Genomic DNA, 13,500 nt, shown 5'->3' with positions numbered 1-13,500 from the left:
CCAGGGTCTTCGAAGCCTCGGGGCTAGCGGACCACCGCGCGGTGGCCCGCGTCCAGACGCCGGGTCCAGCCGCGCGAGTCGAGATGCTCCAGCAGCGGAACGGCAATCCGCCGCGTGGTGCCGAGCGCCTGGCGCGCCTGGCTCGTGGTGAAGGGCTGCTCGAGGCGGGCGAGGACGCGCATCGCGAGGGCTGGCGCCGTCGGGAGGAGAATCACCCCATCGCGCAGCCGCAGCACACGCCCCATCCGCTCGGCCGCGGCCAGCTCCCGGGCCCCGAGCTTGAGGGCGGCCAGCTCGTCGGCCTCCGGGGCGCGGAACGGGTCTGCGGTGAGCCGTCGCTCCAGGTCGGCAACCGCCGACTCCGCAGCACCGAGGCTGCCGTGGCCGCCGGGCAGCCGGACGCGGCCGCCCTCCTGTTCGAGGCCGGCCTCCCGGACGATGTGCGCAAGGAGCCTCTCGTCGGGCAGCGTGAGCAGGTCACGGGCTGCACCCATGGACAGGCCCGGGGTCAGGGGGTCGCTCTCCTGAAGCGCCTCAAGCGCGGTGCGCAGCCGTTGCTGCCACGCCTCGAAGACAGGGGCATGCACCCACCACTCGCGCAGGACGCGAACCCCGGGGGGCGCTGCCCCAGGGTCCTCCGAGAGCAGCCCGAGCCGGCGGAGATGCTGTTCCTGGACCGCGCCCCGCGCTGCCACTTCGCCCAGCACGTCACCTGCCGGGTCCATGCCCGCGAGGCGCTCCGCCCATCGGGTGCTGTCCCCGCGCCGGCGCAGTTCCGGCGGATCGGCATCGAGGACGCGTGCGCCGCCGAGGACCGAGCGGCTCCCCGGGTCACGCAGCACCAGGCGGTCGCCGAGGACGAGCGGCAGGTGCCGGTCAAGGACGAGCCTGGCATGGTCGGCCCCGAAGGGACGCAGCCGGGCCGGTACGGAGGCGGTGCCCACGTGGACCATGAGCTGCTCCGGCGCCTCGGTGTAGGGCGCGCCCGTCGTCCTGCGGACGCCCAGGACACGCGTGGAGGGCCACGCATCGGGAGTGACGAGTGCGTCGCCGCGGCGGACCTCCTCGGCGGCCACGTCGCGGAGGTTCACGGCCACGCGGCTGACCGGCCCGACGGAGGCACACGAGGCGTCCCGGCTCTCCAAGGCCCGGACCACTGCCGGCCGGGGATCCCCGTGGCCGAGCAGCTGGAGCTGGTCGCCCTGGACGATGGTTCCCGCGCCCAATGTCCCGGTCACCACCGTTCCGGAGCCGGTGATGGCGAAGGAACGGTCCACCCACAGCCGGACCCGGCCGGTGGGCGCGGGGGACGGCACGCCGGCGAGGACGCCGTCGAGCGCGTCGCGGAACTCATCCAGGCCCGTGCCTTCGGTCGCCGACACCGCGACGGCGGGGGCGTCCCGCAGGCCTGTCCCGGCCAGCTCTCTGCGGGCCTGTGCGAGGACGTCGCCGATCTCGCGCGCGGACGCCCGGTCGGCGCGGCTCAGGACCACGACGCCGTGCTCGATGCCCAGCGCCGCGACGGCGTCGCGGTGGTCGCCGGACTGCGCCTGCCAGCCCTCGTCGGCGGCAACGACGAAGCAGACGACGGGCGCGGGACCGATCCCGGCAAGCATGTTGCCGAGGAAGCGCTCATGCCCGGGGACGTCGACGAAGGCGACCTCCCGTCCCGACGCCAGAGTGGTCCAGGCATAGCCCAGATCGATGGTCAGCCCGCGGCGCCGTTCTTCCTCCCAGCGGTCCGGCTCCATGCCCGTGAGGGCGCGGACCAGGGTGCTCTTGCCGGAATCGACGTGTCCGGCGGTGGCCACGACGTGCATCGCTCAGCCCGCCCTGCCCGCACCCGCGCCGTCGAGGGCCGCCAGCGCCCGTCGCACTGCGGCGAGGACCCGGTGGTCGTCGTCTTCGGGCACGCAGCGCAGGTCCACGAGGCACGAGCCGTCGTGGACGCGCGGCAGCACGGCGGGCTCGCCGGTGCGCAGGAGGGCCGCGATCCCCTCGGGGAGTTGAAGCGCCCATCCAGGCAGGGGAACACCGGGGGCACCGCCGCCGCCAACCCGACCGTCGTGCGGCACGACAAGTACGCCGAGGGCGCGGGCGAGCGTGTCCGTTCGGCGCCGCAGCTCCCCCGCGTCGGCATGCAGCGCCCGAACCACCGGCGGCGGGTCCCCCGCAACCGTCGCCTCGAGGGCGGCGAGGGCGAGCTTGTCCGCCCGGACGGCCCGCGCGAGCGGGTGGCGCGCCAGCCGCTCGATGATCTCCCTGCCGCCCAACAGCAGGCCCGCCTGGGGGCCGCCGAGCAGCTTGTCGCCGCTGGCGATGACGACGTCGGCACCGTCGCCCAGCGCGGTCGCAGCATCGGGCTCGTCCGGCAGGTACGGGTCGGGTGCCAGCAGCCCGCTCCCAAGATCAGCCACGAGCGGTATCCCGTGCCCGGCCGCCAGAGCACTCAACTCCCCCAGCCCGACGGCGGAGGTGAAGCCGTCCACCCGGAAGTTGCTCGGGTGGACCTTGAGCACGCAGCCCGTCTCGGGGCCGACGGCGCTGGCGTAGTCGCGCAGGTGCGTCCGGTTGGTCGCCCCCACCTCGCGGAGCACTGCGCCGGTCGACTCGATCAGGTCGGGCAGGCGGAAGCCTGCTCCGATCTCGACGAGTTCCCCGCGGCTCACCACCACCTCCCGGCCGGCGGCGAGAGCTGTGGTCGCCAGGACCAGGGCCGCGGCCCCATTGTTGACTGCCAGTGCGTCCTCGGCAGCCGGGCAGGCGGCGAGCAGAGCGGCGCGGGCGCTCGCGCCGCGGCGTGAGCGGGTGCCGTCTGCGAGGTCCAGCTCCACGTCGACGTAGCCGCTGGCTGCCACGAGGGCTTCAACCGCACGAGCGGAGAGAGGGGCGCGGCCGAGGTTGGTGTGGACGATGACGCCCGTCGCGTTCAGCACCGGGCGGAGGGATGCCGCACTGCGCGCAGTCAGAGCGCCGACCAAGGCCGCCTCCACATCGCTGGGCGGGAGCTCGCCGCGCCGTGCCCGCTCCTGAACCTGCCGGACGGTGTCCCGGATGACGCGCTCGTTCAGTCGGCTTCGGGCCTGATGGACAGCCGGCAGGGCCAGTAGGTCATTCGTGCGGGGGATGAGGCGGCGAGGGTCGACGTCGTCCACATGCCCTCCTCAGTGCCGGCAGCACCTGCCGATGGTTGGCGGTGGCGGACGGGAATCGAACCCGCCAGACCGAGATGCTCGGTCTCACCGGTTTTGAAGACCGGGGGGCCCACCAGGACCCGGACGCCACCGGAGCCCAATGTAGCAGGTGGCTGGAGGGTAGGCTGGGCGGGTGAATGAGGCTCGTACGTCACTGACCCAGCTCGACGACGACGCGGTCGGCGCGCTCCGGCTGACCGGCTATGCCCACGGCGGCGGTTGCGCCTGCAAGATCCCTCCCGGCGAGCTCGAAGACGCGGTTCGGGGTCTGATGGGCCAGCCGGCTGCCGACGTACTCGTGGGCCTCGACAGCGGCGACGACGCCGCCGCGGTGCTCGTGCGCGAGGACCTGGCCGTGCTCTCCACCGCGGACTTCTTCACTCCGGTCGTCGACGACGCCTATGACTGGGGCCGGGTCGCCGCCGCCAACGCGCTCTCCGACATCTACGCGATGGGAGGCACCCCCATCATGGCGGTCAACCTCGTGGGGTGGCCCCGCGAGGTGCTCCCCACGGAGCTGATGACCGAGGTGCTCCGCGGCGGTCTGAGCATCGCCGCAGAGGCGGGCTGTCCGGTGATCGGCGGCCATTCGATCGACGATCCGGAGCCCAAGTACGGCATGGCGGTGACCGGCGTCGCCCATCCCGACCGGCTGCTGCGCAATGATGCGGCGCAGCCCGGTCTGCCGATCACGCTCACCAAGCCGCTCGGCGTCGGACTCCTCAACAACCGGCACAAGCGGACCGGCGAAGTGTTCCCTGAGGCGGTGGCGACGATGACGGCACTGAATCGCGACGCAGCCGAGGCAGCGGTGGCGGCGGGGGTCCGTGCGGCGACGGATGTGACCGGGTTCGGCCTGCTGGGACACCTGTACAAGATGTGCCGCGCCTCCGGAGTTGGCGCGGTGATCGACCTGGCGTCAGTGCCCGTGGTCGAGGGGGCCCGGGAGTCGCTTCGGGAAGGCTTCGTCTCCGGCGGGACCCGGCGCAACCTCGACTGGGTGCGGCCACATCTGGGGTTCGGTTCCGGGGTCACGGACGACGATCTGCTCCTCCTTGCCGACGCGCAGACCTCGGGCGGCCTGCTCGTGGTCGGAGAAGTGCCCGGGCATCCCGTGGTCGGCCACACCGTGGTGGGCGGGGGCATCGAGGTCCGCTAGACGGAGCTGGCGTATCAGCGCGCCGTGGTGATCGAATCGTTCGTGACGCCGGCCGCGCGGCGGGCCGCGAGCCGCTTCTTCTGCGGTTCGATCGTGTAGCGCGGGTCCTTGGCCGAAGCAAGGCCTGCTTCGAAGAGGCCGAACCTGGTGAGGGCGGAAGCGGCCAGCAATGCGAGCCCCGAGGCTGCGGCTACAGCGCGGCTGCGGCCAGCCAGCAGTGTCCCCACCCCGCCGGCGATCGCCAACCGCTCGCTCCATTTCAGCATGGCACCGGGCTTGCCCTCGTGCAGGGGCTCGGCTTCCACCGGGTCCATCCGGTGCTCCATGACCCGCGTCGCCACGAGATCGCCGACGACGCCGATCGCGCCGAGCGTCCGGGCCGGACCGGCCTCGTGGATTGGAGTCGTGATCATGGCGAGCCCGGCTGAGGCGAGCGACGCCGAACTCACGAAGACGAAGGGCAGCTCCTCATGGGCTGCGTTCCAGGTCGGCGTGGCAGTGTCGCCGAGCAGGACCGCTGTGTATGCCGCCAGCGGACCGGCGAACAGCGCCGCCTCGAATCCGGCCGGCCCCTCGACAGCCTGCAGTACCGGCCGCAGCGGGCCCAGCGGCAGCCGCCTGCCACTCATGCGGTCGATCTCCGCGACCGCCGCCACGCCTGCGCCGGCACTGAACGCGCTGAGGATCCAGGAGCCGACACTCATCGGCGAGGTCAGCTTGAAGGTGCGGAGCATATGCAGGAAGCGTTCCGGCCGGCCGAGGTCCTTCACAAGTGCAGCCGCGCCGAGGCTGACCGCTGCGAGGGCACTCAGCCGCGCGTTCCGGCGCAGCGTCTCGCGTCCGGTCAGCTGGCCGCCCAAGCCGAGCAGCGCGGACCCTCCCGCGACGCCGCCAAGGAACAGGTAGGCGGCAACGTCGTCGCCCCACGGCGCGGGCTTGACCACAGGACGGCCGTAGTAGGAGGTGAACTCGGGCTCCGGCACCATCGGCATTTCCCGAGATCCGTCGCCACCGTCGCGACGGCGTACACCACGCTTGGGGCCGCCCCGGAAACCGCGGCGGGGAGGCGCCGGTGGCCGGAAACTGTCAAAATCCGAGTGGGTCACGCACGTCCTCTCACGAAAGCCAACGCGGCCGCGGCCACCATTCCGGCCACGGCGCTGCCCGCACGCCGGTACATCCGGGGCAGATCAGCCGTGGGAACCTTCGGGTCCGGCGGAAGCCCGTAGACCTCGGGCTCGTCGAGCAGCAGGAAGACTGAGCCGGTTCCGCCGACGCCGTCGAGCTCGTTCGCGCCGTAGAGCCTCGCCTCCGTCAGGCCCTGCTCGTGCAGGGCGGCGACCCGCTCCCTCGCCGTCTCCACCATGTCGTCGTGGTCGCCGAACTTGATGGACGTCGTCGGGCAGGCTTTGGCGCACGACGGCGTCTCGTCGGCCACCAGGCGGTCATAGCACAGCGTGCACTTCTGGGCGATGCCCACGTTGGGGACCGCGGGGTGCTCGGCGTGCCGGTCCTCCCGCTCGGCAGCCACCGCGACAGTCCCGTCGCGGCGGCGTTCGATCACTCCGAAGGGGCAGCCTGCCACGCAGGTCCCGCAGCCGTTGCACACGTCGTCCTGCACAACGACGGTGCCGAACTCGGTGCGGAAGAGCGCTCCGGTGGGACAGACGTCGAGGCATCCGGCGTGGGTGCAGTGCTTGCAGACGTCGGAGGACATCAGCCACCGGAAGTCGGCGGTGTCCGGCGGCGTCGTATCTGCCTCCGCGAGGTTCGCCGTCATCTCCGCGGCAGCCGCTGGAGGGCCGACCCGGGGCATCCCCAGATTGACGAGCGCACGTCCGGACTCGCGGGCTTCGACGATCCGTTCCCTGCCCTGCTCGACGAAGGCGACGTGGCGCCACGTGCTCGCCCCCAGTGCCCCGGTGTTGTCGTACGAGGATTCGAGCAGCTCGAGGTTCCCGTCCTGGGGATTGTGGTTCCACTCCTTGCACGCAACCTCACAGGCCTTGCAGCCGATGCAGATAGAGGTGTCGGTGAAGAACCCCTTCCGGGACTGGGCGTTCTCCCAGTGAGCATCGGCAGTGGGATCGGTCGGTCCGGACAGCTGGCCCATCTAGTCCTCCACCCTCGAGTCGGTGCCCGCCTCGCCGCTCTGGCCGGGTCCGGGAGCGAAGCCTTCGGCAGCGGGATCGGTGACCGCGCTGTTCCCGGTCTCAGGCGTCGTGGCCGCCCGCTGCTGGTACTCCGCCACGAGGGCGAGCAGGTCCGCCCCTCGGGGCCGGCGGCCAGGCCGGATATCGCAGGAGGCGACCTTCGACTCCTGGATCTGGACATTCGGGTCCAGTGTCACGCCCAGGAGGTCGTTGGCCGCATCGCCGCTGACGACCGCGTTCTCCCCGACGCCCCAGTGGTACGGCAGGCCGATCTGGTGCACCGTATGGTTGCCCACGGTCAGCGGCTTCACCCGTTCGGTGACGATCACCTTCGCCTCGATGGCCGAGCGCGGCGAGATGATCGTTGCCCACCCGTAGGGCTCGAGCCCTCGCTCGGCGGCCAGCTCGGGCGAAACCTCGCAGAACATCTCCGGCTGCAGTTCCGAGAGGTACGGGAGCCAGCGGCTCATGCCTCCCGCAGTGTGGTGCTCCGTGAGCCGGTAGGTGGTGAAGACGTAGGGATAGACGTCAGCACCGCTGATGCCGGCGCTTGGCGCACTCAGGTTGTCGGCTCGGGGGAAGACGAGCCGCGCTGGGCTCTGCTGCTGCGGGTACAGCACGTTGGCCACCGGCGATTCCTGAGCCTCGTAATGGGTGGGAAGGGGTCCGTCCACGAGGCCCTTGGGAGCGAACAGCCAGCCCTTGCCGTCGGACTGCATGATGAACGGATCATCTCCACTGAGCGCGGCGGGACCGCCGAGCGCGGGGTCGGGCTTGCTCCCCGGGGCCCTGTCAGGCGGGAAGTCGGGAACGTCATCGCCCACCCATCGCTGCTGTTCCTCGTCCCACCAGATGTACTTCTTCCGCTCGCTCCACGGCTTGCCGGCCGGGTCGGCAGATGCCCGGTTGTACAGGATCCTGCGGTTGGCGGGCCAGGCCCATCCCCATTCCGGAGCCGCGGGCCCCTGCTCGTGGCCGGGCTTCCGGTTGGCGGCGTGGTTGATGCCGTCCGCGTACACGCCGGTGTAGATCCAGCAGCCGCCCGAGGTCGAACCGTCGGCACGCAGCTCGGTGTACGCCGAGAGGGGCCTGCCTGCGTCCGGCCCCTCGAGATGACGGCCATTGATCTCGGCGAGCACCGACTCGGGGTCGGGATCGCCGTGCTCGTCCGTGGGATAGTCCCAGGTGAGGTCGAGCAGCGGGCGGTCGCGCTCGTCGTCGGACCCGGCCAGCTTCTGGCGGATCCGCTGGCCCAGCTCGAAGAAGAACTGCAGTTCGCTCTGGCAGTCTCCAGGGGGTGTGACCGCTTGGTGCCGCCACTGCAGCAGTCTCTGGGTCTGGGTGAACGACCCCGCCTTCTCCACATGGGTGGCGGCAGGCAGGAAGAACACCTCGGTCTCGATGTCCTCGGTGTGCAGCTCCCCGGACTCGATTTCCGGGCCGTCCTTCCACCACGTGGCCGACTCGATGAGATTCAGGTCCCGCACCACCAGCCATTTCAGGTGGGACATCCCCAGCCGCTGCATGCGGCCGTGGGCTGACCCGACGGCCGGATTCTGTCCGAGGAGGAAGTAGCCCTCCACCTCGTCGTCGAGCATGCCCATCACCGTCTCGTACGTGCCGTGCGCTCCGGTCAGCCGGGGAAGGTAGTCGTACGCCCAGTCGTTCTCCGCCGTCGCGGCATCGCCCCACCAGGCCTTCAGCAGGCTGATGGTGTAGGCGTCCGCGTCGGCCCAGAATCCCTTCTGCTTCTTCGACGCGACGGCGTCCAGATAGTCGCTGAGGGTGTCGTGGCGGCCTGCGCTGGGCATGGGAAGGTACCCAGGGAGCAGGTTGAAGAGCGTCGGGATGTCCGTGGAGCCCTGGATGCTTGCATGGCCGCGCAGAGCCATGATGCCGCCGCCGGGGCGGCCCACGTTTCCGAGCAGAAGCTGCAGGATCGCGGCGGCGCGGATGAACTGCGCCCCCAGTGTGTGCTGGGTCCAGCCCACGGCGTAGGCAAAGCACGTCGTCCGCTCGCGCCCCGAGTTCTCCGCGATGGTGCGCGCCAGATACTCGAAGTCGGCGATGTCGATGCCGCACATGTCCCGGACCACCTCGGGGGTGTAGCGGGAGTAGTGGCGCTTGACGATCTGGAAGACGGTCCGCGGGTCCTGCAGCGTGTCATCGCGCTGCACCTGGGCATGCTCCAAGGCGGGCCCGCCACTGCCGAAGACGTCGCCAGCGGCGCGGGCCGAAGCATGGACGCCGTGTTCCGAGGCGGCCCCGGGCTCCTCGACGCGGTCGCCGCCCTCTTCCGCGTACGACCATGACGACGTGTCGTACGCCCGCTTCTCCGGATCGAAGCCGGAGAACAGTCCGCCGAGATCCTCGGCGTCGCGGTAGTCGTCGTGCACCAGCGTTGCCGCATTGGTGTACGCCTTCACGTACTCCGTGAACCAGAGGTCATTGGTGATGACGTAGTTGATGAGCGCGCCCAGGAGGACAACGTCCGAGCCGGCACGGATCGGGATGTGCCTGTCAGCGACCGCGGAGGTGCGCGTGAATCTGGGGTCTACATGGATGACCTTTGCGCCGCGGGCCTTCGCCTCCGCCACCCACTGGTATCCCACAGGGTGGCACTCGGCCATGTTCGAGCCCTGGATGACGATGCAGTCGGCATTGGCCATGTCCTGCAGTGATTGCGTCGCACCACCGCGTCCAAACGAGGCTCCCAGACTGGGAACCGTGGCGGAGTGTCAAATGCGCGCCTGGTTCTCGGTCTGCACCGCCCCGGCAGCCGTGAAGAGCTTCTTGATGAGGTAGTTCTCTTCGTTGTCGAGGGTGGCGCCGCCCAGCGACGCGATCCCCATCGTGCGTCGGAGCAGCCGTCCGTGCTGGTCCTCCTGCTGCCAGGTCCTGCGGCGCGTCTCGATGAACCGGTCCGCCACCATGTCGATGGCCTTCTCCAGGTCCAGATGCTGCCATTCGGTGGAGCGGGGGGCGCGGTACAGCACTCGGGTCTGCCGGCCCGGCGAATTGACGAGCTGCTCGCTCGCGGAACCTTTGGGGCAGAGCCGGCCGCGCGAGATGGGCGAGTCCGGATCGCCTTCGATCTGGACGACCTTCTCGTCCTTGACGTAGACACGTTGTCCACATCCCACAGCACAGTACGGGCAGACGCTCTGCACGACGCGGTCGGCTGTCGACGTCCGCGGGGCGATCGCCTGCGTCTTGGGCGACGTGACCGATGGTCCGCGGCCGAACAGGTCGCCCGTGGTCACCTGCCGAACCACTGGCCACTCAAGGAAGCTTCGCCGTGCCATGTCCGGGAGCATATCCCACATCACACCGCAAGCGAAGAACCCCGCGGGGCCCGTGTGCGGCGTCCCCTCAGCCGCGCGGCCTCCTGGTCTCGAAGAGGGCCGCTGTGCCAAGGCCCCCCGCGGAGCTGATGAGCGCGAGGCACAGCGCGCCGTCGGGGAGCGATTGTGCCCGGGCGAGCAGCCGGACCACCGAGACCGCCCCAGAGGCACCGTACGCGTGCCCGAGGGCGAGCGCACCGCCGCCCGTGTTGAGCACGGCCTCCAGCTGCGCGCGCCCGAGGCCGAGCCGGTCGGTGCACGCGAGGACCTGGCCCGCGAAGGCTTCATTGAACTCGATGGCGGCGACGTCCTGGATGTCCAGCCCGAGATCCGACAGCAGCGACCCAGCCGCCGCTGCCGCCCCGAGGCCGAGCCGCCGAGGGTCGACCCCCACGGTCGTCGCGCCCACGAAGGCCAGCGACGCGCGTCCGCCGGCCCCCTCGCAGCCCGTCGCGGCATCGCGGGCCACCACGAGCACGGCTGCCGCGCCGTCGGCGTCGAAGCACGAGTTCCCGGCCGTGACGGTCCCCCCGGCAGCGAACGCCGCCGGGAAGCGGGCGAGGAGCCTGGCGTCAAGCCGTGCGCGGGGTCCGTTGTCCGCGCGCACCCACCCGCCACCTCCGCGCACAGGCACGAGCTCGGCGTCGAACGCCCCCGAGGACGCCGCGGCGAGGGCCAGACGGTGGCTGCGCAGCGCGAACGAGTCCTGGCGATCACGGGCCACGCCGGCCTCGCGCGCCACCGTCTCGGCAGCGAAGCCCATGTCGGGGTCGCCGGGCTCCGCCTCGCCGTCGCGAGTCGGGGCGTGCTGGGCGCGGTGGTAGAAGTCGACGCCGCCGTCTGGCAGCCGTCTCCCGCGCACCGGTGCGGTGCTGATCGACTCCGTGCCGCCGGCGAGGAACGCATCGCCGGCGCCCGCCTGGGCGAGCCTGCAGGCGAGGACCACGGCGTCGAGCCCCGACCCGCACTGCCGGTCCACCGTGATGCCTGGGAGGCGCTCGGGCAGTCCGGCGTCGAGGGCGGCGAGGCGGGCGAGGTTGCCGCCTCCCCCTGCGGCGTTCCCGACGACGACGTCGGCGAGCCGCCCGGGGTCGAGGCCGGGCGCCGCGGTCAGAGCCTCCAGGACGGGGGCGAGCAGCCGATGGGCGGGGACGCCGGCGAGCAGGGTGCCGGCGCGCGCGAGCGGAGTGCGCTGGCCGGCGACGACGAGGGGCGCACCGTCCGGCGCGAGTCGCCGGCCGGCGCCGGGCTCAGGGAAGGGGCCGCGCACGGGCGTCGCCCTCGAGGACCCAGCGCTGGAACTCGGCCCGGCTGAGCTTGCCCCGCTCTGTGGTGGGGAGCTCGGCCAGCTCGAGGTACGCCAGCGGCCGCTTGACCGGCGGGAGCGAGCCCTCGAGGCCCGCGCGCAGGGCGAGCTGCCCGAGCCCCGCGTGCGAGGGCACGATCCCGGCCACGATCCGCTGCCCGCGCACGTCGTCGGGAACGCCGGCGACGACGACCTCCGCCACGCCGGGAAGCATCGCCAGCGCCGCCTCGACCTCGTGCGGGTACACGTTGGCGCCGCCCGTGTTGATCATGTCGGCCCTGCGGCCGAGGACGTGGAGGACGTCGCCGTCGAGGAACCCCTGGTCCCGCACCGTGGCCCAGCCGCTGAGCCTGGTGAACGCCTCGCCGTCGTCGCCCCACACGTAGCCTGCAGAGACGAGGGCGCTCTTCACGCAGATGTTGCCCACCCCGCCGTCGGGCAGCGGCTTGCCCGCGTCGTCGAGGATGGCCAGGCGGACGCCGGGGAACGCGCGCCCGACGCCGGTCCCGACCTCGGCGCCGACGGCTCCAGGCTCGTGGAGGCGCGCCGCGACGAACGAGAGCTCGGAGGCGCCGTAGTACTCCCACACCGCGGCCTGAGGCGCCCACCGCCGGACCGCTTCGAGCGTGCGGAGGTCGAGCTTCTGCCCCGAGCACACGACGGCGGTGACGCCGCTCGCGTCGACGTCCCCGGTGAGGCCGCGCTCGGCGAGGACCCTCAGCATCGTCGGGACCAGGACGAGCCTGGTGATGCCCCGCGAGGTGATCTCCGCGTGGGCGTCGCCGACATCGAAGTGCGGGAGGGTGTGGAATGTGGCCCCGGCGTACAGGCACTCCGAGAGTGCGTACAGGTTCAGGCTCGCCGAGAGCGGCCCCGGCGCCAGGACCCTGTCCTCGGGCTTGAGCGCGAAGCACTCGATCGAGGCGTCGAAGGACCGCCGCCACGAGCCCCGCGCGCGCGAGAAGCCCTTCGGCAGCGAGGTCGTGCCCGAGGTGAGGCCGACGAGGAAGGAGGAGTCGGGATCGCCGTCGGCCAGTTCCGCCGGGACCGGCTCCACCGTGCGCCAGCGCTCGGCGAGGCGGGCCTCGACGTCGGAGGCGAGCTGCTCTGGCCACAGCGGGTCCAGGACGGCGCACTCGCGCTCCCCCGCCACGCCCGCGGCCCATCGGACGGCGAAGTCGACGCCGTTGCCCTGCCGGAGGATGCCTGTGGGCTCGCCTGACCGCGCGAGGGCTGCCGCGGCGTCGTGCAGCTCGGACCACGTGAGCCGCTCGCGCCCGCACACCACCGCGGGCTCGTGCGGCTTCTGCGCCGCCCAGCGGCGCAGCTGGTCAAGGAAAGGCATCACAGCATTCTACGGCGGCCGCCCCGCTACTCTGGGGTACATGAGCTTCAATGACGGTGCACAGCTGGACCCGTCGCAGGTCCAGGACCGGCGCGGCGGCGGCCTCGGGCGCGGCGGGGTGATCGGCGGCGGAATCGGCGGGGGCATCGTCGCGCTCATCCTGGTGCTCCTCGGGGTGAACCCGCAGATCCTCGGGGACCTCACGAACCAGGCGCCCCAGACGCAGCAGGCCAATCCGAGCAGCCTCGCCGAGTGCCGCACCGGGGCGAACGCCGACGAGCGGCTCGACTGCCGCATCGTCGGCACGGTGAACAGCCTCAACGCGTTCTGGGGCAGCTACCTCCCCCAGCGGGGCGTGAAGTACCCGCGGCCGCAGGCAGTCATCTTCAGCCAGGCGACGAGCACGGCCTGCGGATCCGCCACGAGCGAGGTGGGGCCGTTCTACTGCCCCGGGGACACGACCGCCTACTTCGACCCCGGGTTCTTCCAGGTCCTCGAGACCCGGTTCGGGTCTTCCGGGGGGCCCCTCGCGCAGGAGTACGTGGTGGCGCACGAGTTCGGCCACCACGTCCAGAGCCTCATCGGCACCCTCGACTACGCGCAGAAGGACCCGCAGGGACCCCAGTCAGGCTCGGTTCGCGTCGAACTCCAGGCCGACTGCTTCGCCGGGATCTGGGCGCACTACGCGTCCGACAAGGGCTCAGGCCAGCCGTTCCTGGAGCCGCTGACGCAGAAGGACGTCCAGGATGCTCTCTCGGCTGCCTCCGCCGTGGGCGACGACCGCATCCAGAAGTCCGCGACCGGCCGCGTCAACCCTGAGGGCTGGACCCACGGGTCGAGCCAGCAGCGCCAGACCTGGTTCATGCGGGGTCTCCAGAGCGGCGACCTCGACCAGTGCAACACGTTCTCGGGAGCCATCTGACGGACGACGACGGGCGGTCACCTTCCGCGGGGAAGGTGACCGCCCGTCGTCGTACTCGGTGCTGGTGAGGAGGCCGG

Annotated in this window: 9 protein-coding genes and 1 tRNA gene; 2 read left to right on the top strand and 8 right to left on the bottom strand. The window is 71.7% G+C overall.

Annotation, left to right across the window (positions count from 1 at the left end; all coding sequences use genetic code 11):
- Window positions 1–23: 23 nt before the first annotated feature.
- The 3 genes from selB to CGQ25_RS07430 all read right to left on the bottom strand — a co-directional run bounded on the left by selB (window position 24) and on the right by CGQ25_RS07430 (window position 3,286).
- Window positions 24–1,820, bottom strand: coding sequence for a selenocysteine-specific translation elongation factor (gene selB / locus CGQ25_RS07440; protein ID WP_208712495.1), 1,797 nt, complete (start codon window positions 1,818–1,820; stop codon window positions 24–26).
- A 3-nt stretch (window positions 1,821–1,823) separates the two neighbouring features.
- On the bottom strand, window positions 1,824–3,155 hold the full coding sequence (gene selA, locus CGQ25_RS07435) for an L-seryl-tRNA(Sec) selenium transferase (RefSeq protein ID WP_208712494.1): 1,332 nt from the start codon (window positions 3,153–3,155) through the stop codon (window positions 1,824–1,826).
- A gap of 36 nt (window positions 3,156–3,191) precedes the next feature.
- Window positions 3,192–3,286: transfer RNA gene (locus CGQ25_RS07430), tRNA-Sec, on the bottom strand.
- Window positions 3,287–3,348: 62 nt separating this feature from the next.
- On the opposite strand from CGQ25_RS07430, the gene selD reads away from it, so the two are divergent.
- Complete coding sequence (gene selD, locus CGQ25_RS07425) at window positions 3,349–4,353, top strand: selenide, water dikinase SelD (protein WP_369802323.1); 1,005 nt, start codon at window positions 3,349–3,351, stop codon at window positions 4,351–4,353.
- A gap of 14 nt (window positions 4,354–4,367) precedes the next feature.
- On the opposite strand, the gene nrfD is transcribed toward selD, so the two are convergent.
- The 5 genes from nrfD to CGQ25_RS07395 form a co-directional block, all read right to left on the bottom strand.
- Window positions 4,368–5,459 (bottom strand): NrfD/PsrC family molybdoenzyme membrane anchor subunit, encoded by a 1,092-nt coding sequence (gene nrfD / locus CGQ25_RS07420; protein WP_208712492.1) that lies wholly within the window; start codon window positions 5,457–5,459, stop codon window positions 4,368–4,370.
- Window positions 5,456–6,466 (bottom strand): 4Fe-4S dicluster domain-containing protein, encoded by a 1,011-nt coding sequence (locus tag CGQ25_RS07415; protein WP_208712491.1) that lies wholly within the window; start codon window positions 6,464–6,466, stop codon window positions 5,456–5,458. Before CGQ25_RS07415 ends, nrfD begins: the two co-directional genes overlap by 4 nt.
- On the bottom strand, window positions 6,467–9,811 hold the full coding sequence (gene fdh, locus CGQ25_RS07410) for a formate dehydrogenase (RefSeq protein ID WP_255405649.1): 3,345 nt from the start codon (window positions 9,809–9,811) through the stop codon (window positions 6,467–6,469). It lies immediately after the preceding gene.
- 67 nt (window positions 9,812–9,878) lie between these two features.
- Complete coding sequence (locus CGQ25_RS07400; RefSeq protein WP_208712488.1) at window positions 9,879–11,120, bottom strand: thiolase family protein; 1,242 nt, start codon at window positions 11,118–11,120, stop codon at window positions 9,879–9,881.
- Window positions 11,101–12,501 (bottom strand): class I adenylate-forming enzyme family protein, encoded by a 1,401-nt coding sequence (locus tag CGQ25_RS07395; protein WP_208712487.1) that lies wholly within the window; start codon window positions 12,499–12,501, stop codon window positions 11,101–11,103. The genes CGQ25_RS07400 and CGQ25_RS07395 overlap by 20 nt, the downstream gene beginning before the upstream one ends.
- 40 nt (window positions 12,502–12,541) lie before the next feature.
- On the opposite strand from CGQ25_RS07395, the gene CGQ25_RS07390 reads away from it, so the two are divergent.
- Entirely contained in the window at window positions 12,542–13,423 is an 882-nt protein-coding gene (locus CGQ25_RS07390) for a neutral zinc metallopeptidase (RefSeq protein WP_208712486.1), read from the top strand.
- Window positions 13,424–13,500: the final 77 nt, after the last annotated feature.

The organism is Sinomonas sp. R1AF57 (assembly GCF_002224485.1).
In the GTDB taxonomy this organism is placed as follows: domain Bacteria; phylum Actinomycetota; class Actinomycetes; order Actinomycetales; family Micrococcaceae; genus Sinomonas; species Sinomonas flava.
The sequence above is the reverse complement of the archived record's forward strand: the minus strand, read 5'-3'. Positions and strand labels throughout refer to the sequence as shown.

Excerpts from the sequence above, each read along its gene's own strand:
- selB (WP_208712495.1), bottom strand. The coding sequence starts at position 1,820 with ATGCACGTCGTGGCCACCGCCGGACACGTCGATTCCGGCAAGAGCACC.
- CGQ25_RS07415 (WP_208712491.1), bottom strand. The coding sequence starts at position 6,466 with ATGGGCCAGCTGTCCGGACCGACCGATCCCACTGCCGATGCTCACTGG.
- CGQ25_RS07395 (WP_208712487.1), bottom strand. The coding sequence starts at position 12,501 with ATGCCTTTCCTTGACCAGCTGCGCCGCTGGGCGGCGCAGAAGCCGCAC.
- CGQ25_RS07390 (WP_208712486.1), top strand. The coding sequence starts at position 12,542 with ATGAGCTTCAATGACGGTGCACAGCTGGACCCGTCGCAGGTCCAGGAC.